The organism is Nocardiopsis deserti (genome assembly GCF_008638355.1).
Classification (GTDB): Bacteria; Actinomycetota; Actinomycetes; order Streptosporangiales; family Streptosporangiaceae; genus Nocardiopsis; species Nocardiopsis alborubida.
The window spans coordinates 120,754-142,509 of record NZ_VWVS01000012.1; the positions used below are offsets into that span (position 1 = coordinate 120,754).

General features: G+C 72.7%; 17 protein-coding genes. 10 read left to right on the forward strand and 7 right to left on the reverse strand.

The window, feature by feature from the left end:
* Positions 1–27: 27 nt before the first annotated feature.
* Positions 28–651 carry a DUF5956 family protein gene (locus FYW99_RS15635; RefSeq protein WP_150252787.1) on the forward strand — a complete coding sequence of 208 codons (624 nt, stop codon included), beginning with the start codon at positions 28–30 and terminating at the stop codon, positions 649–651.
* Between the two features lie 211 nt (positions 652–862).
* A complete protein-coding gene (locus FYW99_RS15640; protein WP_150252788.1) occupies positions 863–1,870 on the forward strand; it encodes an STM4015 family protein in 1,008 nt (335 codons plus the stop codon).
* Positions 1,871–1,932: 62 nt separating this feature from the next.
* Here the strand turns inward: FYW99_RS15640 and FYW99_RS15645 are convergent, their stop codons facing one another.
* Positions 1,933–2,871: a hypothetical protein gene (locus tag FYW99_RS15645; RefSeq protein ID WP_223839095.1), complete on the reverse strand. Its 939-nt coding sequence runs from the start codon at positions 2,869–2,871 to the stop codon at positions 1,933–1,935.
* 189 nt (positions 2,872–3,060) lie between these two features.
* Complete coding sequence (locus FYW99_RS15650; protein ID WP_150252789.1) at positions 3,061–4,227, reverse strand: DUF695 domain-containing protein; 1,167 nt, start codon at positions 4,225–4,227, stop codon at positions 3,061–3,063.
* 230 nt (positions 4,228–4,457) lie between these two features.
* Here FYW99_RS15650 and mnmA point away from each other — a divergent pair, with 230 nt between their 5' ends.
* From mnmA to gatA, 7 genes are all read left to right on the forward strand, one after another.
* On the forward strand, positions 4,458–5,546 hold the full coding sequence (mnmA, locus tag FYW99_RS15655) for a tRNA 2-thiouridine(34) synthase MnmA (protein WP_223839054.1): 1,089 nt from the start codon (positions 4,458–4,460) through the stop codon (positions 5,544–5,546).
* A 173-nt stretch (positions 5,547–5,719) separates the two neighbouring features.
* Complete coding sequence (locus FYW99_RS15660) at positions 5,720–6,328, forward strand: DedA family protein (RefSeq protein ID WP_150252790.1); 609 nt, start codon at positions 5,720–5,722, stop codon at positions 6,326–6,328.
* A gap of 59 nt (positions 6,329–6,387) precedes the next feature.
* Positions 6,388–7,431 carry a methionine synthase gene (locus FYW99_RS15665; protein WP_150252791.1) on the forward strand — a complete coding sequence of 348 codons (1,044 nt, stop codon included), beginning with the start codon at positions 6,388–6,390 and terminating at the stop codon, positions 7,429–7,431.
* A 40-nt stretch (positions 7,432–7,471) separates the two neighbouring features.
* Positions 7,472–9,874, forward strand: coding sequence for an NAD-dependent DNA ligase LigA (gene ligA / locus FYW99_RS15670; RefSeq protein WP_150252792.1), 2,403 nt, complete (start codon positions 7,472–7,474; stop codon positions 9,872–9,874).
* Positions 9,875–10,183: 309 nt separating this feature from the next.
* Positions 10,184–12,232, forward strand: a complete 2,049-nt coding sequence (locus FYW99_RS15675; RefSeq protein ID WP_150252793.1) for a putative bifunctional diguanylate cyclase/phosphodiesterase — start codon at positions 10,184–10,186, stop codon at positions 12,230–12,232.
* A 146-nt stretch (positions 12,233–12,378) separates the two neighbouring features.
* Positions 12,379–12,678, forward strand: a complete 300-nt coding sequence (gene gatC / locus FYW99_RS15680; RefSeq protein ID WP_017566322.1) for an Asp-tRNA(Asn)/Glu-tRNA(Gln) amidotransferase subunit GatC — start codon at positions 12,379–12,381, stop codon at positions 12,676–12,678.
* A gap of 2 nt (positions 12,679–12,680) precedes the next feature.
* Entirely contained in the window at positions 12,681–14,180 is a 1,500-nt protein-coding gene (gatA, locus tag FYW99_RS15685; RefSeq protein ID WP_150252794.1) for an Asp-tRNA(Asn)/Glu-tRNA(Gln) amidotransferase subunit GatA, read from the forward strand.
* Positions 14,181–14,539: 359 nt separating this feature from the next.
* Here the strand turns inward: gatA and FYW99_RS15690 are convergent, their stop codons facing one another.
* A complete protein-coding gene (locus FYW99_RS15690; protein ID WP_150252795.1) occupies positions 14,540–15,796 on the reverse strand; it encodes a thioester domain-containing protein in 1,257 nt (418 codons plus the stop codon).
* Positions 15,797–16,545: 749 nt separating this feature from the next.
* Here FYW99_RS15690 and FYW99_RS15695 point away from each other — a divergent pair.
* On the forward strand, positions 16,546–17,358 hold the full coding sequence (locus FYW99_RS15695; RefSeq protein ID WP_223839056.1) for a CPBP family intramembrane glutamic endopeptidase: 813 nt from the start codon (positions 16,546–16,548) through the stop codon (positions 17,356–17,358).
* Between the two features lie 45 nt (positions 17,359–17,403).
* On the opposite strand, the gene FYW99_RS15700 is transcribed toward FYW99_RS15695, so the two are convergent.
* The 4 genes from FYW99_RS15700 to FYW99_RS15715 all read right to left on the reverse strand — a co-directional run bounded on the left by FYW99_RS15700 (position 17,404) and on the right by FYW99_RS15715 (position 21,644).
* Positions 17,404–18,342 carry an SRPBCC family protein gene (locus FYW99_RS15700; protein ID WP_150252796.1) on the reverse strand — a complete coding sequence of 313 codons (939 nt, stop codon included), beginning with the start codon at positions 18,340–18,342 and terminating at the stop codon, positions 17,404–17,406.
* Positions 18,339–18,590 carry a hypothetical protein gene (locus tag FYW99_RS15705; RefSeq protein WP_150252797.1) on the reverse strand — a complete coding sequence of 84 codons (252 nt, stop codon included), beginning with the start codon at positions 18,588–18,590 and terminating at the stop codon, positions 18,339–18,341. The genes FYW99_RS15700 and FYW99_RS15705 overlap by 4 nt, the downstream gene beginning before the upstream one ends.
* 254 nt (positions 18,591–18,844) lie before the next feature.
* Positions 18,845–20,065 (reverse strand): thioester domain-containing protein, encoded by a 1,221-nt coding sequence (locus FYW99_RS15710; RefSeq protein ID WP_150252798.1) that lies wholly within the window; start codon positions 20,063–20,065, stop codon positions 18,845–18,847.
* A 409-nt stretch (positions 20,066–20,474) separates the two neighbouring features.
* The gene (locus FYW99_RS15715) at positions 20,475–21,644 is read right to left on the reverse strand and encodes a thioester domain-containing protein (protein WP_150252799.1); all 1,170 of its coding nucleotides are present in this window, start codon (positions 21,642–21,644) and stop codon (positions 20,475–20,477) included.
* Positions 21,645–21,756 lie beyond the last annotated feature (112 nt).

Below are 21,756 nucleotides of genomic sequence, written 5' to 3' on the forward strand. Positions count from 1 at the left end.
CCCAGACCCCGGGAAAGGGTGCTGTCCATGAGCGACGGGCGTGAAGGCGACCGCCGGGCCTCCAGGGCGTGGGAGGAGACCAAGGCGGAGCTGGTCCACTTCCATGTGGGCGGGCGCCGGAAGGACCTGAGCGGACGCTCGTGGTCGGAGTACCCCGTCCTTCCCCGGCCCCCGCACGAGGCGGACACCGGCGAACACCCCCAACTCCGCGGAAGGTCGTTCGTCGAGGTCCCCGAAACCGGCTGGCACGCCCTTGTCGCCTGGGCGATCGGCCCCGAGCACGCCGTCCGGTGCCCGGAGGTGCGGACGCCCTCCCCGGTACATGTGACCTGTGAGAACAGGGGGAGGCGTGTCCAGCGGTGGGAGGAGAGGACGCGCACTGACCGGGCGGGTGTCGACAGCGGCATCGACGACTTCCTGACGGAGGCCGGAGTGCCGCACCAGCCGTGCGGGTACCGGTGGTTCGCCGAACTGCCCGAGGGGATCCGCGACGGCGACCGCCTCTTCGGCTCGTTCTCGTCCCACCTGGCGTCGGTGGGCTCGGACGAGCAGGACCCGCCGGGGATGCGCGGGGCCATGAGGAACCTGGCCCGGCGCCTGTACGGGGTCCCCTGCCGGTCCGCGCTCCCGGACTCGCTCGACGGACCCTGACGGGTGCGCGGGTCGGCGGAGCGGAACACGGGACGGCGGGGTGCGATCGGTGGAGCGGCACCCGCACGGGACGACAGGGTGGGGGTGGGGAGCAGACAGGTGAGCGGAGCCCGTCCCAGATGACGGCTACGGGCGTGCCTGTCTGTCGCCCGGGACTGCTAGGCATGGGGAAACCAGCCCCCACCCCCATCCCCCCGGAAAGAGAGCCCCCATGGCCAACCTCATCGAGTTCGCGGGCCTGCCCGTGGTCGAGTTCCCCGCCAAGGGCACGCGGGAGGAACGGCTGGAACGGATCCGCTGGCAGGGCGGGAACCCGCACGATCCCGCCTCCACGGCCTGGCGGCTGCGGACCAGTGGAAGCGACGGGAGGCATCCAGAGGACGACTACGACGAGTACTTCGCCCTCTTCGTGTCCGAGGTGGCCACCGAACATGTGACGGCACTGGTCCTCGGTGACTGGGTCAGCCCCGACCAGTGCGGCCCGGAGGAGGCCGTGGAGTTGCTGGTCGAGCACGCCGACGCGCTGCCGAACCTGCGCTCGGTCTTCGTCGGCGACATCACCTCCGACGAGTGCGAGCTCTCCTGGATCAGCCAGGGTGACGTGGCGCCGCTGCTGGCCGCCTTCCCCCGCCTGGAGGAGCTGGCCACGCGGGGCGCCGCCAGCGCCCTGGGCGCGGGCGGCCTCAGACTGCACGTGCCCTCCCACACCGGCCTGCGCTCCCTCACCCTGGAGAGCGGCGGTCTGCCGGGCCGGGTCGTGCGCGAGGTGGCGTCCTCGGGCCTGCCCGCGCTGGAGCACCTGGAGCTGTGGCTGGGGATGGAGGACTACGGCCGTGACGTCCGCCCCCACGACCTGGAGCCGGTGCTCTCGGGCGGGGCGTTCCCCGGGCTGCGCTACCTGGGCGTGCGCAACGCCGAGGACGTGGACGCGTGGATCCCGGTGCTGGCCGACGCACCCGTGGTCAGGCGCCTGGAGGTGCTGGACCTGTCCCTGGGCATCCTCACCGACAAGGGAGCCCGGGCACTCGTCGAACGCAACGAAGCCTTCGCCGGTCTGCGCAGGCTGGACCTGCACCACCACTTCATGAGCGGGGAGACGGTGGAGCGGGTGCGGGCCGCGTTCGCCGGAAGCGGGGTCGAGGTCGACCTCTCCGAGCCGATGGAGCCCGAGGACTACGGAGACGGCGAACTGGAGTACTACACCGCGGCGGCGGAGTAGCCGGGACGCTGGGGAGCCGGGCAACCGGACCGCGCACGGCGGGGACGGGCCCGCGCGACACCTCACGCGGTGACGGCCTCCACGAGGGCGCTGCGCTCACCGGGCTCCTCGGGGCGCAGCGCCCGGGACACCCCGACCAGGTCGGCGGGCGTGCCCGGCTCGGGGCGCAGGCCCGCCACCGTGCCGTCGCCGAGGTGTGTGCGCAGCTCGCTCGGGTGGCCGTCGGAGTGGTGCACGACCACCGCCTCCTCCCCCAGGTCGCGGCACCACGTGCCGGGGAAACCGCAGCCCGCGCGCAGCACGGTATTGGCCGAACGCGCGTCGTTCCAGGTCAGTACGTGCAACGGGGCTCCGTCCTCGTCGCGGTAGGTCAGGCGCAGGCCGCCTTCCACCTCGTGCACCTGGGTCAGCGACCAGCCCGGGTGGTCCAGCACCGCGATGGTCTGCTCGAAGGACATGATCTGCGTGCGCGAACGCTCGTCGGCCGCCCGCGCGAGCACCGCGTCGCCCGCGGCGGGCAGCGCCGCGAGCAGGCCGGCGACCACCGCCACGGCGGGCAGCACCCCCGGCCGCCAGCGGCCGGACGGCCGGTCCACCAGCATCGACGCGCCCATGCCCAGCGTCGCGACGGCCCCGGACAGGAAGGCGGTGTTGGCTGTCGTCCCCCAGGGCAGCGGCATGATCTCCGGGGCCAGGAACGTGACGACCACGGGCGTGGCCATGGCGGTGGCCGTCACCAGCGCGGCCGACGCGGAGGGATGGTTCACACCGGATCTCTCCAGCCACTGGGACCCCAGCCAGAACATGAGCAGGACGCCCCCGGCGACCACCGGCGCGAGCAGCAGCACCCCCTGGCCCGCGCCGCTCATCGTCAGGGCGCGGGCGGTGTCCCAGACCCCCACGGGGAACAGCGACATCAGCGGAGCCCCCACCAGGCACAGGGAGAGGACCGCGCCGACCGCGGCGACCCGAGGCCGGCCCGAGGGTGCTCGTGGCAGCACACCGTCCAAGGCCGCATCATCCTCCCGGCGGGAATGACACGTTACGCCTGTTGTGTCTTGGGAGCCAGATGTGCCAGGCGGGATTTCGGCTTGACCCCGACGGCCCCGGAGTCGGCGGCGGACCAAGAACCGGTGATCGGCTCCCCCGCGGGGGTGAACCGCCGCCCCGGCCGGCTCCCCCGCTGCGCCCTACTCGCCCAGCTGGCGGCGGAACGGCCTGCGCGCGGTGTTGAACTGCGCCCAGGACGGGTCGAGCTGGCTGCGCAGCTTGACCTCCCCCTCGGACCAGTCCGTCAGCACGGCCTCGAACTCGGGCAGCACACCCGAGTCCGGGTCCAGGTAGTAGCGGTAGTCGCGCCTGCCGCCCACGGTCTGGCGCATGAACAGCGCGCCGTTGTCCCCCAGCACACCCGAGATCCGGGCCTCCAGGTCGTCCAGCGCCGAAGCGGAGGCACCGGTGGGCAGCCTGTCCTCGTCCGTGTGCGTGTACGGCACGACCACCTGTACGAAGAGCGTGAACGCCGGGAAGTCGCGGCGGGTCAGCGGGTGGCGGAGCAGGATCTCCACCGCGCCCTGGAGGGGGATGCGCCCGTGCAGCGTCGCCCAGCCGCCCGAACCGCCGAGCATGTCCGCCATCTGCCGCACCACGGCGGGCATCGACGTGGGCGGCAGCGGGTCCAGCGGCGGCTCGTCCAGCGGAGCCGTCTCGCCGATCCACCGCACCCGGTCGTCCTCGCCCAGCGCCAGCAGGGTGACGTGCTCGGCCACTGCCGCGCGCGTGCTCTCGGGCAGGAACATGTTGTCGGGGTGGTACACGCCCACCTCGACCTTGCCTGTCGCGTGGTCGACCCGCATGGACACCGACACGTGCGACAGGTCGAGCTCGTGGTCGTCCAGGTTGACGGTGGCGGACAGCTGGTCGTGGTCGGCGGGCCGCACCGGCTGGAACAGCCACCGGGAGTCCTCGGGGGCCGAGCGCGCCCAGCGCTCGGACAGGATGCGCGCCTCCTCCGAACCGCCGGGGCGCAGCGTCAGGGTGTAGGCGGGGCCGTCGGTCAGCCGGGACGGGTCGTCCAGGGCGGCCAGCTGCTCCAGGAGCTTGCCCGGGTCCACGTCGGCCGACAGGTCGAGGTCCTCCAGGCCGCTGCTCGGCTTCGGGGCGCGGCCCACCTCCCACTCCATGTCCGGGTGGATCGAGCGGACCAGCGCGGTGACGCGCTCGGACACCTCGGCGGGCACGGGCTGGTCCGACTCGACCGCACTGGCCAGGGCCTCGCGTTCGGCGGGCCAGGCGTCCCAGAAGGCGGTGACTGAGGAGGTGGAGTCGGCGGAGCGGCGACGACGGAACAGAGCCATGTCCCAATTTTCGCAGAAGCGGACGACCACACTCGCCGTCGCGGCCGGGGTAGCGCCCACCGGACGGTTCCCCGTCCCGGGGGCGGCGGCCGGGCCCCGTGCCGGGCGCTGCCGTGCACCGACCGGGTCTCCCCGCGTCCCTGACGCGCGTTCCCGTCTCCCCGGCGCGTGTTTTCCGTCCCCCCGGCCGGGGTTTCTGTCTCCCCACTAGCGCATACCCTGGACCCACTATGACTTTGCGTGTACTCGCCGCCATGTCGGGCGGGGTCGACTCCGCGGTCGCCGCGGCCCGTGTGGCCGAGGCCGGCCACGACGTCACCGGTGTCCACCTGGCGCTCTCCAAGAACCCGCAGTCCTACCGCACGGGCGCGCGCGGCTGCTGCACCGTGGAGGACTCCCACGACGCGCGGCGGGCCGCCGACGTCATCGGCATCCCCTTCTACGTGTGGGACATGTCGGAGGAGTTCGACCGTGAGGTCGTGCAGGACTTCGTGGCCGAGTACGAGGCGGGCAACACCCCCAACCCCTGTCTGCGCTGCAACGAGAAGATCAAGTTCGAGGCGGTGCTGGACCGGGCCGTCGCCCTGGGCTTCGACGCCGTGGCCACCGGACACCACGTCCGCAAGGTCGACGGGCGCCTGGTGCGCAGCGTGGACGCGGCCAAGGACCAGTCCTACGTGCTGGGCGTGCTCAACGCCGAGCAGCTGGAGCACGCGGTGTTCCCGCTGGGGGACTGCACCAAGGACGAGGTGCGCGCGGAGGCCGAGCGGCGCGGCCTGTCGGTGGCGGACAAGCCCGACAGCCACGACATCTGCTTCATCGCCGACGGTGACACGGCGGGCTTCCTCAACCGGCGCATCGGCGAGAGGCCGGGGCCGATCCGGGACGAGGACGGCACGGTGGTGGGCACGCACAACGGCTCGCACACCTTCACCGTGGGCCAGCGCAAGGGCCTGGGCCTGGGCGGCGCCGCACACCCGCGGTACGTGCTGTCCATCGAGCCGGTCGACAACTCCGTCACGGTGGGGCCGCGGGCGTCCCTGCGGGTGGACGCCATCACGGGCGTGCGCCCCGTGTGGAGCGGCAGCGAGCCCCTGACCGAGCCGACCGACTGCCACGTGCAGCTGCGCGCCCACGGGGAGGTCTACCCGGCGAGCGTGTGGCAGCGCGAGGGCGACGGGGGCCCCGAGCTGGTCGTCCGGCTGGCCGAGCCCGCCACCGGCGTGGCCACCGGACAGGCCGTGGTGGTCTACCAGGACGACACGGTGCTGGGGTCGGCCACGATCTCCGCCACCTCCAGGACCGGGGCCGCGGTCTGACGGACCGCCCCGCCCGGCGGTCCGGGGGCGCCCTGAGGGGCGGTCCGGGGGGACCGTCCGGGAACGCGGCGACGGCCGGAGTGGGACGCCCCACCTGGTTCGTCGCCCGCGATCCCTTGCCGAACTTAGGTAAGGCATAGCATAGTTGCGGGGCGAGGTGAGGGGGCCTGCCCATGCCGGAGTTCGATTTCCTCGACGGCCAGCCGTTCTGGATCGTCTACTTCACGCTGCTCGGCGTGGTCCTGTGCCGTGCCCAGGCCACGTACTGGATCGGCCGCGGCCTGGGCGCCGGGGTGACCCGCAGCCGGATGGGCGCCAGACTCGGCCCCCGGCTGGACGCCGCCCGGCGGCGCATCGACCGCTACGGCGCGCCCGTGGTCACCCTGAGCTTTTGCACCGTCGGCGTGCAGACCGCCGTCAACCTCGCCGCGGGCGCCATGCGCATGCGCTTCCTCCGCTACCTCGCCGCGATGTTCGTCGGCTCGCTGATCTGGGCGGGCCTGTGGGGCGTGGTCATCGGCGGCCTGGTGGGCACCTGGTTCTCCCTGTTCCTGGACTCGCCGTGGGCGGCCCTCGGCGTGGCCGCGCTGGCCGCGGCGGTCGTGGCCGTGATGGTGCTGCGCTCCCGCCGCTCCCGCGCCGCCGACGGAGCCTCCGAGGAGTCAGGGGACCCCGCTGAGGGGGCCTCCGGCGCCGCCGGGGGCGGGAGCGCCGACCAGGACGGCGCCGACACGCCCGGGAACGACGGCGTCACCGACTCCCGCCGCGCCTCCGCGGGTTAAGCGTCGGCGTGTCCCGCCGGTAGCGCCTCCCGCCTCTCGTTGCCCTAACCTTGGGCGATGTGAGCGAACAGCACCCCTACCCCTGGCCCGCCGCGTCCTCCACCGGGGTCGGGTCCTGGCCGGGAGAGGACCCCGACGAGGCGATGCGCACCGTCCTCGGCGAACTCCCCGACCTGCCGCACCTGCCCGAGCTTCCCGCGCGCGGCGTCGGCGCCGACATGGTCGGCCGCACCGGCGGCCTCCTGGTGGAGTTCCCCGTGGAGGTCCAGCCCAGCGGCTGGCGGGTCGCCGACAGCCCCGGGCGCGACCTGGGCCGCGCGGCCAGCCTCATGTCCTACGACCTCGACGCCCTCACCGAGCACGCCCACGGCTTCACCGGCACCCTCAAGGTGCAGGTCGCCGGGCCGTGGACCCTGGCGGCGTCGGTCGAGCTGCGCAACGGGCAGCGCCTGGTCTCCGACCCGGGGGCCTGCCGCGACCTGGCCGAGTCCCACCTGGAGGGTGTCCTGGCGCACCTGGCGGAGGTCCGCAGGCGGGTCCCCGGCGCCCGGCTCCTCGTCCAGGTCGACGAGCCCTCCCTGCCCGCGGTCCTGCTGGGCGCCCTGCCCACCGCCAGCGGCTACGGCCGTCTGCCCGCCGTCGACCGGGTGCGCGTCGAGGCCGTCCTGCGCGTCCTCTTCGCCGCGATCGCCGACATCGGGGCCGTCCCCGCCGCGCACTGCTGCGCTCCCGGAGTCCCCGTCGACCTGCTGCGCCGCAGCGGCGCCCGGGCGCTGAGCCTCAACGCCCTCCTCCTCACCCGCGACCACGACGAGACGGTCGGCACGGCCGTGGAGGCGGGCATCGGACTCCTGCTCGGCGTGGTCCCCTCCAGCGACGACGGCACGCCCGCGCAGGCCGCCCGAATGTCGGACCCCGCCGCTACTGTCGATCCTGTTCGCGAGTTGTGGAACCGGCTGGGATTCTCCCCCGACCTGCTCTCCCGCGCGGTGGTCACCACGCCCATGTGCGGGCTGGCGGGCGCTTCTCCCGGCCACGCGAGGGCGGCCCTGAGCGCCTCCCGCGCCGGTGCCCGGGTCCTGCGGGACGAACCCCGAAGGTAGCGCCCGCAGCAGGCGAGCACGAGAGCGAGAAAGGTACCGAGTGAGCGCGCCCGACACCACCACCGACATCCCCGACGAGGTTCGCGCCCGGCACACCGAGCTGTGCCAGGAACTGGACGACCACAGTTACCGGTACTACCTGGGCACACCGGTGGTCTCCGACGCCGAGTACGACACCCTCATGCGCGAGCTGGTCGGCATCGAGGACTCCTACCCCGCCCTGGCCACCCAGGACTCGCCCACGCAGAAGGTCGGCGCGCCCATCAGCGTCGACTTCGCCGCGGTCGAGCACCTGGTGCGTATGGAGAGCCTGGGCAACGCCTTCGACGTCGACGAGCTCAACGCCTGGGCCGACCGGGCCAGTGCGGAGGTGCCCGTCAACGGCTACCTGTGCGAGCTCAAGATCGACGGCCTGGCCGTGGACCTGGTGTACGAGCGGGGACGCCTCGTGCGCGCCGCCACCCGCGGCGACGGCCGCGTCGGCGAGGACATCACCCTCAACGTGCGCACCATCGGGGTCGTCCCCGAGCGCCTGGACGAGAGCGTGCGCCCCGCGCCCGAGCTGCTGGAGGTGCGCGGCGAGGTCTTCCTGCCGGTGGAGGACTTCGGCAAACTCAACGAGCGCATCACCGCCTCGGGCGAGCACACCCCCTTCGCCAACCCCCGCAACGCCGCCGCCGGGTCGCTGCGCCAGAAGGACCCCCGCGTCACCGCCACCCGGCCGCTGTCGATGATCGTGCACGGCGTGGGCGCCTACGTTCCCGCTGGGTATGGCGAGGCAGACGGAGGTTGGGGTGTTGACGCCCCTGCGGGCGCCCCAGAGGATGTGAAGTTCACCAGCCAGTCGCAGGCCTACCGACTGCTGGGGGAGTGGGGGCTGCCGCTCAGCGACCGCTACCGGGTCGTCACCACCATGGACGAGGTCCGCGAGTACGTGGGGTACTACGCGGCCCACCGCCACGAGCCCGCCTACGAGATCGACGGCATCGTCATCAAGGTCGACGACTTCGCCCTCCAGCGGCGCCTGGGCTCCACCAGCCGCGTCCCGCGCTGGGCGATCGCCTACAAGTACCCGCCCGAGGAGGTCACCACCCGCCTGCTCGACATCAAGGTGGGCGTGGGCCGCACCGGGCGCGTCACCCCCTACGGCGTCATGGAGCCGGTGGTCGTGGCCGGTTCCGAGGTCGAGTTCGCCACCCTGCACAACGCGCGCGAGGTCGAGCGCAAGGGCGTCCTCATCGGCGACACCGTCGTGCTGCGCAAGGCGGGCGACGTCATCCCCGAGATCGTCGCCCCGGTGCTCGACCGCCGCGACGGCACCGAGCGGGCCTTCGCCATGCCCGAGACCTGCCCCGAGTGCGGGACCCCGCTCGGTCAGCAGAAGGAGGGCGACGTCGACCTGCGCTGCCCCAACGCCCGCTCCTGCCCCGGCCAGCTGCGCGAGCGCCTGTTCTTCGTGGCCAGCCGCAAGGCCCTGGACATCGAGGCGCTGGGCTACGTGGCCGCCACCGCACTCACCCAGCCGCTGGAGCCCGCCCAGCCGCCGATGCGCGACGAGGGCGACCTGTTCGACCTCACCGTCGACATGCTGCTGCCCATCCGCACCCACGTGCTCGACCCCGACACCACCGAGCCCAAGACCGATCCCAAGACCGGCGAACCCAAGGTGGTGTCCTTCTTCGCCAACAAGAAGGGCGAGCCCAAGAAGACGGTCGAGAAGCTCTTCGAGCAGCTGGAGGAGGCCAAGTCCAAGCCGCTGTGGCGGGTGCTGGTGGCGCTGTCCATCCGGCACGTGGGACCGCGCGCGGCCGAGGACCTGGCCCGCCACTTCCGCTCCATGGACGCCATCCGCGCGGCCAGTGAGGAGGAACTGGCGTCGGTCGACGGCGTCGGCCCGACCATCGCCGCCTCCATCCGCGAGTGGTTCGCGGTGGACTGGCACGCCGAGATCGTCCGCAAGTGGGCCGACGCCGGGGTGCGCATGGAGGACGAGGACGACGGGTCCAGGCCGCGCCACCTGGAGGGGGTCACCGTCGTGGTGACCGGGTCACTGGAGGGCTTCAGCCGCGACGGGGCCAAGGAGGCGATCGCCGAGCGCGGCGGCCGGGCCACGGCGTCGGTGTCCAAGAAGACCGGGTTCGTGGTGGTCGGCGACAGTCCCGGCTCCAAGTACGACAAGGCCGTCAAGCTGGGGGTGCCGGTCCTGGACGAGGAGGGCTTCCGCGTCCTGCTGGAGGCCGGTCCCGACGCGGCCGCGGTCAAGCGCATCAACCCCGCGCCCGAGGAGCCCGGGGCCGAGGAGGCCACCGAGGCCCAGGCCGGGACCGGGTCCGGGTCCGGGTCCGGGTCCGAGGCGGACCCGGTCTCCGGAACAGCCGAAACGCAGGCAGCCGAAACCGCCGCCGACGCCGAGACGGCGGAGGCTGCCAGGGGCGACGCCTGAGGAAGACGGACCGCAACCGCTGACCACGGCCGCGGGACCCGGGGTGTACCGGGCCCGTGGCCGTGTCGGACCCGCGTACCTTTTTGGGGATCTCTCACCACACGCGGCCCCGCCTTGGTTAACTGATAGTTCCCGGCAAGCGACAGTTGGTGACGAAACCACGTAAGGTGGACGGTAACGCACAGGATGCGGGTGTATCCAAAACCAGGATTCGGCCATGAGGGGTGGCCGGGTACTGGGAACCCCGAGCAGGAGCGGCGGCACCGTCCGGCGCCGCCGTACTCCGCGGCCCCCTCACAAGGACCAGGCATGAAGGATCCCCACAGCACACGGGACATCGGTCCCCGGGTCGGGACACCGCTCTGGCTGTACATGCTGGGCGCCACGGCCGCCGGGGCGGTCCTGCTGGTCGTCTCCGGCCTCGGGCTGGGGACGGGCGAGCTGCGCGCGCTCGCCGTCGAACCGCTCATCTGGGTTCTGCTGTGCATGATCGTCCTCGGCGAACTGCGCCCCCTCTCCCTCCCGGGCCAGGCACCCGGTGACGGCGTGCCCACCTCGCTGCCCTTCTCCCTCGCCCTCGTCATCCTCCACGGCCTGCCCGTGGCCGCCCTGGCCCAGGTCGTCGCCACCGCGGTCTCCGGGTTCGCGCGCGGCCACGCCCCCCACCGCATCGCCTTCAACGCCGCCCAGTACACGCTCTCGCTCGGCGTCGCCGACGCCGTCCTGCGCCTCCTGCTGCCCGGAGCCGTCCAGGGCACGTGGCTGCCCGCCGCGGGCGAGCTCCTGGCCGTCGCCCTCGCCGGGGCGGGCTACTTCGCGGTCAACCGCGTCCTGGTCCTGTGCGCGGTGGCCATGCACGAACGCGTCCCCCTCCGGCAGGCCATGTCCAAGGGTCTCGCCCAGCAGGTGCACGTCAACGGCGTCCTGCTCAGCCTCGCCCCGCTCGTGGTCGTGACCGCGACCCACTCGGTGCTCTACGTCCCGCTGTTCGCCCTCCCGCTCGGCGCTCTCTACACGAGCGCCATGCTGTCGGTCAAACGCGACCACCAGGCCAACCACGACGAGCTCACCGGCCTGGCCAACCGCAAGCTCCTCACCCTCCGCGCCCACGAGGAGGTCGCCCACGCCCAGCAGCGCGGCGGCAGCGTCGGCCTGCTCCTGCTCGACCTCGACCGGTTCAAGGAGGTCAACGACACCCTGGGCCACCCCACCGGCGACCGCCTCCTCCAGACCGTCGCGCGCAGGCTCACCCACAGCGTCCGCCCCGGAGACCTCGTCTCCCGTCTGGGCGGGGACGAGTTCGCCGTCCTGCTGCCCCAGGTCCGCGACAGCGCCTCCGCGTGCGAGGTGGCCTTCCGGCTGCGCGGCGCCCTCGCCGAACCGGTCCGCCTGGACGGCATGGACTTCGACCTCCAGGCCAGCATCGGCATCGCCCTGCACCCCCACGACGCGCCCGACTTCGCGCTCCTCATGCAGCGCGCCGACGTGGCCATGTACGTCGCCAAGGCCGACCGCACCGGCGTGGAGTCCTACGACCCCGGCAAGGACCGCAACTCCACCGCCCGGCTCAGCCTGTACACCGAACTGCGCCGCGGCCTGTCCGAGGGCGCCCTGGAGATGCACTACCAGCCCAAGGTCGACCTGGGCGACGAACGCCCCATCGGCCTGGAGGCCCTGGCCCGCTGGCGCCACCCCAGCCGCGGACTGCTCTCCCCCGAGGAGTTCATGCCGGTCGTGGAGCAGTCCAACCTGCTGCGCGCCTTCACCGGCCAGGTCCTGGACATCACCCTGGCCCGCGCGGCCCGCTGGCACGCCGAGGGCCTCGACCTGCCCGTCGCCGTCAACCTCGGCGTGCGCGAACTGCTCGACCCCGCGCTGCCCGCCACCGTCGCCTCCGCGCTGCGCGAGCACGGCGTACCGGCCGACCGGCTGGTCCTGGAGATCGGCGAGCACGCGCTGATCACCGACACCGACGCCGCCACCTCGGCCGCCCGCCGCCTGCGCGACCTCGGCGTCGGCCTGTCCCTGGACGACTTCGGCACCGGCCACTTCACCCTCGCCCAGCTCGCCGGGCTGCCCCTGGACGAGGTCAAGATCCACGAGTCCTTCACCGCCCGCCTGGTGGACCGGTCCGACAACGGCCACACCGTCGTCCGCGCCGCCATCGCCCTGGTCAAGGCGCTGGGCATGCGCGCCACCGCGGAGGGCGTCCAGAACGCCGAGCTCGCCCGCGCCGCCCGCGACACCGGCTGCCACGCCGCCCAGGGCCACCACTTCGCCGCACCGCTGACCGCGCGGGAGGTCGCCGACTGGGTCGCCGCCCACGACGGCGGGACCGCGGCGGGCACCCGCGTCTGACCGGGGAGCCGCCGAGCGGCGAGGACCCCGTGGAACCCGTACCGCCCGGCCGACCGGCGTTCGCGGACCGACCGGCGCCGGGACCGGCACCGGAGCCATAGGATTGGTCCCGATAGTCCTTCCGCCGAAGAAACGGTTCGCATTCCATGACCGCCATCACCCGCGATGAGGTCGCGCACCTCGCCCGGTTGTCGCGGCTGGCGCTCGACGAGAGCGAGCTCGACACGCTCGCCGCCCAGCTCGGTGACATCCTGACCGCCGTGGCCAAGGTGCAGGAGGTCGCCCAGGGCGACATCCCGCCCAGCTCGCACGCCCTGCCGCTGACCAACGTCTACCGCCCCGACGAGGCCAGGCCCGGCCTCGCCCACGACCAGGCGCTGGCCGGCGCCCCGGCGGTGGAGAACCAGCGCTTCCGGGTTCCGCGGATCCTCGGAGAGGGTGAGTAGTGGTGAGCGACGTCATCAGCCTGACCGCCGCCGGACTCGGCGAGGCCATCCGGGAGGGGCGGGTGTCCTCGGAGGAGGCCACCACCGCCTACCTGGACCGGATCGAGTCCGTGGACGGTGAGATCAACGCCTTCCTGCACGTGCGCCGCGAGACCGCGCTGGAGCAGGCCCGCGCGGTGGACGCCCGCCGCGCCGCCGGTGAGGAGTTGGGCCCGCTCGCCGGTGTCCCGGTCGCCCACAAGGACGTGTTCACCACCAAGGACATGCCCACCACCGCCGCCTCGAAGATGCTCGAGGGCTGGCAGCCGCCCTACGACGCCACCGTCACCGCGCGCCTGCGCGAGGCCGGGCTGGTCATCCTGGGCAAGACCAACATGGACGAGTTCGCCATGGGCTCCTCCACGGAGAACTCCGCCTACCAGGTCACCCGCAACCCGTGGGACACCGACCGCATCCCGGGCGGCTCCTCCGGCGGCTCCTCCGCGGCCGTGGCCGCGTTCGAGGCGCCCCTGGCCACCGGCACCGACACCGGCGGCTCCATCCGCCAGCCCGCCGCCGTGTGCGGCCTGGTCGGCGCCAAGCCCACCTACGGCGGCGCCTCCCGTTACGGGATGATCGCCTTCGCCTCCTCCCTGGACACCCCGGGCCCGTTCGCGCGCAACGTGCTCGACGCCGCCCTGCTCCACGAGGCCTTCTCCGGGCACGACCCGCGTGACTCCACCTCCATCGACGCCCCGGTCCCGCCGGTCGTGGACGCCGCCCGCCTGGGCGACGTCGACGGGCTGCGCGTGGGCGTGGTCAGCGAACTGGACAGCGACGGCTTCCAGCCGGGCGTGCGCCAGCGCTTCCACGAGACGCTGGAGCTGCTGGAGTCCCTCGGCGCGAAGATCGTGGAGCTGTCCTGCCCGAGCTTCGACGCCGCCCTGTCGGCGTACTACCTCATCGCGCCCAGCGAGTGCTCGTCCAACCTCGCCCGCTTCGACGCCATGCGCTACGGCCTGCGGGTGGGCGACGACGGCACGCGCAGCGCCGAGGAGGTCATGTCGCTGACCAGGGCCCAGGGTTTCGGCCCCGAGGTCAAGCGCCGCATCATGCTGGGCACCTACGCCCTGTCGAGCGGCTACTACGACGCCTACTACGGCAGCGCCCAGCAGGTGCGCACGCTGATCAAGCGCGACTTCGACGCCGCGTTCGAGAACGTGGACGTGCTGGTCTCGCCGACGACGCCGACCACGGCGTTCCCGATCGGCGAGCGCTCCGAGGACCCGATGGCCATGTACCTGGCCGACCTGTGCACGATCCCGTCCAACCTGGCCGGGAACGCGTCGCTGTCGGTGCCGTGCGGCCTGGCCCCGGAGGACGGCCTGCCCGTCGGCTTCCAGATCATGGCCCCGGCCCTGGCCGACGACCGCACCTACCGGGTCGCGGCGGCGGTCGAGCGCGCGCTGACCGAGCGCGACGGCGACCTGCTGGCCCGCAGCCCCTACGCGGTCGCCCGCTAGGAGCCAGCGGCCGCGACAGCGTCATCCGAGCGCCCGCCGTCCCCGGGGAGGGACGGCGGGCGCCGTGCTGTCGGTACCCGGGAGCCCCCTGGGGCCCGCCAACGGCTCCGCGCGCTTCGGAGGAGAGGCCGCCGGGTTCCGGAAACCAGCGGGGCGTTGTCCACAGGCGGAATCCGGGCTGGTGGGGTGTCCGCACGCGGCTCTAACGTGGATATCGGGGGGTCCCCGGGGCTTCCCGGTTTCGTGCTGCCCTCGCGCCGTTCCGGCGGCGGTCATGGGCGCCAACGCCGAGGGCCCGCCCCGGAACTGTTCCGGAACGGGCCCTCGGTCACGGCCGCCCCGCGGCGGCCGGAGGGGGACTAGCCCTCCAGGTCCTGGCTGTCGGTGGCCTTGCGCCTGCGGCTCAGGTAGAGGGCGCCGCCGCCCGCGCCGAGCGCGGCCACACCGGCGGCGACCAGGCCGACGAGCGCGCCACCGGTCACCGGCAGACTGGGCTCGTTCTGGTCGTCGGCGGGCTCGGACGGCTCGTCACCGGGTTCGGAGGGCTCGTCGCTCGGGGACGGCTCCGGGCTCTCGGGCTCGCTGGGCTCGGGGGACTCCGGCTCGCTGGGCTCGTCGGTGGGGGGCGGGGTCTCGCCGCCGCCGGTCCAGGAGACCGAGGCCGAGGCGGAGACGGTGACCTCGCTGTCCTCGGCGGTGATCAGGGTCTGGGTCGGCTGGTACTCCTCCTCGCCCTTGAACAGGCGGCCGGACTGCACAGTGGCCGTGGTCTCCAGGGAGAAGGAGGCGGTGCCCTCCGCCGCGCCCTCCGGAACGGCCAGGCCGACGGTGTCACCGTTGTTGACCGTGGTGACGGGCTCGCCGCTCTCCAGGTCGACCAACTGGACCTCGACGCCCTCGGGGGCCTGGACGCTGACCTCGATGCCGTCCTCGTCGCTGGTCTCGACGAGGAACTCACCGATCGTCTCGCCCGCGCTGCCGGTGGCCTCGTGCGGCGTGATGCTGAGCGTGGGCTCGGGCTCCTGCTCCAACTCCACGGCCTCGTCCACCAAGTAGCGGTAGGTCTTGGTCACCGCACCGTTGTCGACCCTGCCGCCGACGTTGGGGTTCGCGGTGACCCGGGACAGCTCCGTGCCGTTGCTGAAGTGCCAGATCGCCGCCTGCGTCGCGGTCAGGGCCTCGGCGTCGGTCAGCCCCCTGACCTGGGCCGCATCGGCCAGGTCGGCCGCGCTGATGCTCGGGTAGCTGTTCTGGAGGATCCAGTGGACCTTGCCGGGCGCGGCGAAGTCGCCCTTGCCGGGGTAGTTGGCCCACTCGTCCTCGAGGTACCAGGCCTGGTCGACGATGTCGGTGCTGAAGTCGATGCAGTAGGTCGTGAGAACGTCGCCGTTCTCCAGACGAAGGTCGAACAGACTGGCACTGGTGGGCTCGGCGCCCTGCATGGTCACGATGTGACCGCTCTGCGCGGTGGCAGGGTACTGGGCGCGGACGGAGCCCTCGTAGGTCTCCACGGGGTCGGCGGAGGCCGGAGCGGCGAGCCCGAAGGCGAGGAGCGCGGCGGCGGAGGCGGCGAGAGTCGCGCGCCCGACGGAATGGGGGAGGGACACGTACGTCACGTCTTTTCCTGTGGGGATGTCACGGTGCCAACCGAGCCGTCCGCCATGACCGGTCGCCGTACGGCGGACGGTGGCGGTCGGCTGTCGGGGGTGGCCAGGTCAACAGCGGTGTGCGGAGTGCCACGGAAGGGGCGGGAGACCGTCCGGCCGGGGGAACCTCTCCGGCGCGGTCGGTTGCGGGGACGGGCCCGGACCCGAGCCCGGGCCACAGCGGAAAGCTGTTAGCGCCCGTCCGATATTAGCGATATGTCCTGTCCCCTCCAACCCCGTGTTTCCGGGATCGCGTACCGGACCCGAAGAGGGTCGAGGGGCGTGCACAGAGAGGACGCCGAGTTCCCGTTCCGGGTTGTCCACAGGCGGGAACCGGATCTGGTGCGGCGTGTTCGCGCAGGTCTAACGTGGATAGCGGGGGGTCCCCAGGGGCTCCGGCTCTGTGCTGCCCTCACACCGGTACACCGGGTCCGCGCACCCTCTTCGCGTGCCAAGCCGTGTGGAGGCGACCGGCGACGACCGAGGGCGCTCCCGGTCCGTCACCCCCGGTTCACCGGAGTTTCTCCGCTCGGCCTCGCCTGCCCGCCTCTCACCCGGCTTCCACCGGGACCGGACCGGTTCCGGTCCGCCCGACCTCCGCGGTCCCGGGTCCTCCAGGATCGGGGGCGGGGGCGAGAAGGAGAATGCTTCTACGTCGGCCACCATGGGGGAGTATGGGTGCATAAAGAACGATATGCCCCTTTTTTTGATGGAGAGAAGTGAACGCTGACATGGGCACCGCCAGCGCCCGCGATCCCGGCCGGGCCGCTCCCACAGGCGTCGGGCGCCTCGGGCGCGGTGCCGCCCCGCTGCTGGGAACCCGGGTGCGCCTCCGGGACACGGCGCTCCTCGGCGCGGTCACGGCGGTTTCCGGGGCGCTGCTGCTCGGCGCGGGTCTGCTGGCGGTCACGTTCGCCGCCGCGGACTGGACGCCCGTGGCCCGGATCGCCCTGGCGATCGGTCCTCTGGTGCTGCTCACCCCGCTGGCGGCCTGCGCCGCGGGCCACATTCTTCTCATGCGACGCGGACCGCGCCTGACCCTGAGCGACGTGGGTCTCACCAGGCCGAACCGCGTCCCCCTCGGCCTCCTGCTGTGGGTCCCCCTGGCCATCGTGTCCGCGGCGCTCTCTACGGGCGCCGCGCTCGGCGTGGCCTCCCTCCTGGGCTCGGGGGAGGGGGCGGACGGCTCCTCGTCCTCGACCTCCTCCAGCCTCGTGGCGGACCTTCCGCTCCCCGCGGGCATCACCATGGCCCTGGGCTCGGTGCTGCTCTTCCCCTTCGTCGAGGAGGTCCTCTTCCGCGGCATGCTCCACGGCGCCCTGTCGCGTCACGTGGCGCCGTGGGCGGCGGTCGTGCTCTCGGCCGTCGTGTTCTCCCTCGTCCACGTGGCCCCCCTGCTGATGCCCTACACCCTGGTCCTGGGCCTGTGGCTGGGGTGGCTGCACCGCCGGTACGAGTCCATCATCCCGTCGGTCGTGCTGCACTGTTGCAACAACGGGCTGGTCGCGGCCATCGCCCTCGGCGGGCTGTGACACCGCGGCGGGCGGGGGCCGCAGCCCCACACCCGGCGGTGCCCGCTACGACGCGGCGGCCTGGGCGATGGACTGGGCGTGCCCCCGGAGGTTCTGCCAGTTGATCCACGTGACCACGCGGTTGGCGATGGCCCGGTGCTTCAGGCCGTTGCGCCAGGCCCGGCGCAGGTGCAGCCTGGAACGGTCCCCCAGCGGTTCGATGAGGATGCGCAGTGCGAGACCGCTGTCGTCCTGCGTCCAGGTGACCTCACGGCCGGGGACGCTGTGCGTGATCGACTCCCTGACCGCCTTCTCCGTGGTGCTGTTGGTCAGCTCCACGACGCCGTCGCCGAGCTGCCGCGACGAGACGGAGGCCGGGTCCCACTCGCCCCGGCGCTCCGGGTCGCTGACCAGTTCCCAGACCCGTTCGGGCGACACGGGCACCTCAAGGTCGTAGTTCGTGTACTCCCAGCCCTCGGGCGGCTGTTCGGAGGTGTCGGCGCCGTCCGCCGGGGACGGCTCTGGAGCCTGCGGTCCCTCCGCCAGCTCGCCGAGGTCGCGGCGGATCTTGTCGGTGTCCACGCCCAGCCGGTCCAGCACCCGTCGCACCCGGCCACCCCCGTCGTCGATCAGCGCCGCGAGCAGGGCCGTGTCGCCCCCGGCCAACGGGATGTCGTACTCAAGCTCCTCCAGTCGGGGAGTGAACCGAAGCCACCCCTTCGGATCCTCGCCGGACGGAGCCGGTACGGGTACGTCGACCCCCAGCAGGGCGAGGTCCTCGCGGAGGATCTCGTCGATCGCCGAGCGCGCTTCGGTCAGGCCCACCCCGGAGTCCATGAGCAGACGGGCACCCGGACCGCCGGTGACCAGCACTCCCAACAGCAGGTGCTCGAAGCCGACTTCGGCGTGGCCCGCGCGGGCGGCCTCGCGGTTCGCGGCCCCGGAGGTCGCGATCCGGTCGAAGCCCCTGTTGATCAGGCCCTGTTTCGCCGACGGGTTCGTCATCGTTGACCTCTCTTGCTTTCGGTTGCATCGACGTGGCTCAGCCGTTTTCCGTACTTCTTGTGGACGGCCTGACGGGTCACCCCGAGCGCGGCGGCTATGGAGCTCCACGACTCACCCGACCGCAGTGCCTGTTCGACCTGCCGCAGCTCCAGGGAGTCGACCACCGCGCGCAACGAGGCGACGGCGCGCAGGCCCTGCACGGGGGTCGAGGTGTCCGAGGCGGTGGCCGCCAGCTGTACCGCATCCATGGCGTCAACCTAGGTTGCGCGCCCTCGCGTTGTCAACCTGGGTTGCGCGACTTCTGCTGCCGTCCTGGGTCGCGCGCGTGTCGGTGCACACCCGCGCGGCAGGCGGATTCCGTGCCCTGACCCGGCTCCGGGCCGCCCCGGCACACGGCCGTCCGCCCGCCTTCCCCCGCCGGACAACACGAAGGGCCCGCTTCCGTGGTCTCCCACGGAAGCGGGCCCTCAGGCTCCACCGTCCTCGGACGGCGGGAGGGGTACTAGCCCTCCAGGTCCTGACCGTTGGCGGCCTTGCGCTTGCGGCTCAGGTAGATGGCGCCGCCACCGGCGCCCAGGGCGGCCACACCGGCCGCGACCAGGCCGGCGAGCGCGCCACCGGTCACGGGCAGAGTCGGCTCGTTCTGGTCGTCGGCGGGCTCGGACGGCTTGTCAGCGGGCTCGGAGGGCTCGTCGCTCGGCTCCGGGCTCTCGGGCTCGCTGGGCTCGGGGGACTCCGGCTCGCTGGGCTCGTCGGTGGGGGGCGGGGTCTCGCCGCCGCCCACGGTCCAGTCGGCCGAGGCGGACGCGGACACGCTGGTCTGGCCGCCCTCGGCGGTGATCAGGGTCTGGGTCGGCTGGTACTCCTCCTCGCCCTTGAACAGGCGGCCGGTGGCGACGGTCGCGCTGGTCTCCAGGGTGAAGCTGGCCTGGCCCGCCTCGGCGTCGGCCGGGACGGAGAAGCCGACGGTGTCACCGTTGCCGACCTCGGTGACGGGCTCACCGGTCTCCAGGTCGACCAGCGTGACGCCCTCGGGGGCCTGCAAGTCGACCGGGATGGCGCTGGCGTTGGTCTCGATGAGGAACTCACCGACGGTCTCGCCGGCGGTGCCGGAGGCCGTGCCCGGGGTGATGCTCAGGGCCGGGGCGGGCTCGGCGGTCTGCGGCAGCTCCTCGGCGTTCTCGATCAGGTAGGCGTAGACCGCCTTGATCGCGTCGGAGTTGCCCTGCTCCTCAAGGGTCACGCCGTTGCTGAAGTGCCAGATCGCGGCCTGGGTGGCGCCCAGGGCGTCCCGCTGGCTCAGGCCCTCGACACCGGCGTCCGCGCCCAGCTCCTCGGCGGTCTTGGCCGGGTAGGCGTTCTGGAGGATCCAGTGGACCTTGGCGGGCGCGGCGAACTCGCCCTTGCCGGGGTAGTTGGCCCAGTCGTCCTCGCGGTACCAAGCGCCGCCCTGGATGTTGGTCTCGAAGTCGATGCAGTAGGTCGTCAGGACCGTGCCGTCTTCGAGCTTGAGGTTGAAGAGGCTGGTGCCGATGGTGCCGCCGCTGGTGGCGACGTCGCTGCCGTCCTCGGCGTTGTCGAGGTACTGGGCGCGGGCGGAGCCCTCGTAGGTCTCCGCGGGGTCCGCGGCCGCGGGGGCGGCGAGGCCGAAGGCCAGGAACGCGGCTGCGGTGGCCGCCAGGCCGGTGCGGCCGACGGTGCGGGGGAGGGAGGAGTTGCTCAAATTGTGTCCCGGTGTGTTCTAGGGGTAACCGGATGGAAGAATGCCTTCCCAAAGGGCGTCGGGAACCGATGGGACGGACAACGGTGGCCACGGCGCGACGGTCGCCGGAGAAAAACCGGTGCCGCCTGCTGCGTTCACCCGTTCCGGGGGGTCACCACGTCGGGGTCGGATCGTGGCGCCGTGTGGGGTGGGCGCGATCTTCCGGTAGGGCTCGCTGTGACGCGGGAGCCGGTCGCGCTCGCCGTGGGTGCCAACGCTCGCCTGATACTAGCGATCCCCTTCGCCACTTCCAAGCTGGTTCGCGGAAAATGTGACCGGATACGGGCAGGAAAAAATTCCTCGCAGGTAGATCCGCATTATGGCCAAAAGCTATGCAACGAAAGCGGGAGTTCCGCGTCCCCGAACGCGGTCAGTCGCGTCGTTTGCGTCCCACGACCAGGATGATCAGGCCTGATACCACCAGAGCCCCCGCGATGATCAGCAGACCGGACAGCCAGGTTCCGGTGACGGCCAGATCGTCCTCGAGGATTCGGTCCTCCGCTGTGGGAGATACCACCTCGGTGGGAACCTCCTCCTCGGCGGCCTCGTCGAGGGCGGGGGGCTCCTCCTCCGGCACGGGCTCCGGGCTCGCCCCGGCCACCGCCTCCTCGGTCTGCTCCGGGTGCCACGTGAACGTCGCGGTGGCCGAACTCGTCGCCGAACCCGCCTCCGCGGTCACCAGGGACCGGGTGCGCACGCCGTCCCTGCCGGTGAACAGGCGCCCCTGCGGCAGCGGGAGGTCCCGGCCGTGCAGGTGCAGGGTCGCCACTCCCGCCGGGACCGACGGGTCCACGTCCAGGAACACCCGCTCGCCGTCGCTCGTCTGCGTGACCTGTTCTCCCTCGGCGTCGACCAGCCACGACGCCGGGGCGCCGCGCACCGACACCGACACCGGCTCCGCTCCGGAGCTGTGCACGGTCAAGGGCCCCAGCGGCTCCTCGGGGGCGACCGCCTCCACGTGGGACGGCGACACCGCCAGGGAGCGGGAGACGGTGTTGTCCGCCGCGGACGCGCTGCCCTCCAGCAGGTGGTCGTACAGGGCCATGACCGCGGGGTCGTTGGCGCCGGGATCCGGCTGCACCCCCTCCAGCACGTGCCACAGGGCGGCCTGGGTACCCGCGATCGCCCGGGCCTCGTCCAGCTGGGACAGGTCCGGTCCCTCCTGCAGGGACTCCATGTCGACCGTCGGATAGGAGTGGGAGACGATCCAGTGCGCCCTGTCGGCGGGATCCGTTTCCTGTGGGGTTTCGGTCCACTCCGGAACGTCGGACCACGCTGACTCCACGTAGGCGGCGTACGGCTGGACCTCCTCGTCCGCGGTCACCGTGTAGGCCCGGACCGAGGCGTGCTCGGCCACGCGCAGACTGAACAGCGCCGTGTCGATCTCCCGGCCGTCGGCGAGCACGAGCAGCGCGCCCTCGACGGGGTCGCGGTCCACGCGTGAGAAGTCGTCGGCGCTGGCCGCCGGGGCACCGAGCAGGGTGCCGATCAGGGCCGAGGTGGAAAGCAGCGCGGCGTACCGACGCAGGATGCCGGACATGCTCGTGCGCTCCCGTGAGAAGGCGGCGGCCACACTGTGGGGCCACCGGCGAAATCGTCTTCCTGGGCCACCCAGACTAACGGTCCGGCACCCGGGGGCAGCGGACATTCCC

Excerpts from the sequence above, each read along its gene's own strand:
- FYW99_RS15635 (WP_150252787.1), top strand. The coding sequence starts at position 28 with ATGAGCGACGGGCGTGAAGGCGACCGCCGGGCCTCCAGGGCGTGGGAG.
- FYW99_RS15640 (WP_150252788.1), top strand. The coding sequence starts at position 863 with ATGGCCAACCTCATCGAGTTCGCGGGCCTGCCCGTGGTCGAGTTCCCC.
- FYW99_RS15650 (WP_150252789.1), bottom strand. The coding sequence starts at position 4,227 with ATGGCTCTGTTCCGTCGTCGCCGCTCCGCCGACTCCACCTCCTCAGTC.
- mnmA (WP_223839054.1), top strand. The coding sequence starts at position 4,458 with ATGACTTTGCGTGTACTCGCCGCCATGTCGGGCGGGGTCGACTCCGCG.
- FYW99_RS15660 (WP_150252790.1), top strand. The coding sequence starts at position 5,720 with ATGCCGGAGTTCGATTTCCTCGACGGCCAGCCGTTCTGGATCGTCTAC.
- FYW99_RS15675 (WP_150252793.1), top strand. The coding sequence starts at position 10,184 with ATGAAGGATCCCCACAGCACACGGGACATCGGTCCCCGGGTCGGGACA.
- gatC (WP_017566322.1), top strand. The coding sequence starts at position 12,379 with ATGACCGCCATCACCCGCGATGAGGTCGCGCACCTCGCCCGGTTGTCG.
- FYW99_RS15700 (WP_150252796.1), bottom strand. The coding sequence starts at position 18,342 with ATGACGAACCCGTCGGCGAAACAGGGCCTGATCAACAGGGGCTTCGAC.
- FYW99_RS15705 (WP_150252797.1), bottom strand. The coding sequence starts at position 18,590 with ATGGATGCGGTACAGCTGGCGGCCACCGCCTCGGACACCTCGACCCCC.
- FYW99_RS15715 (WP_150252799.1), bottom strand. The coding sequence starts at position 21,644 with ATGTCCGGCATCCTGCGTCGGTACGCCGCGCTGCTTTCCACCTCGGCC.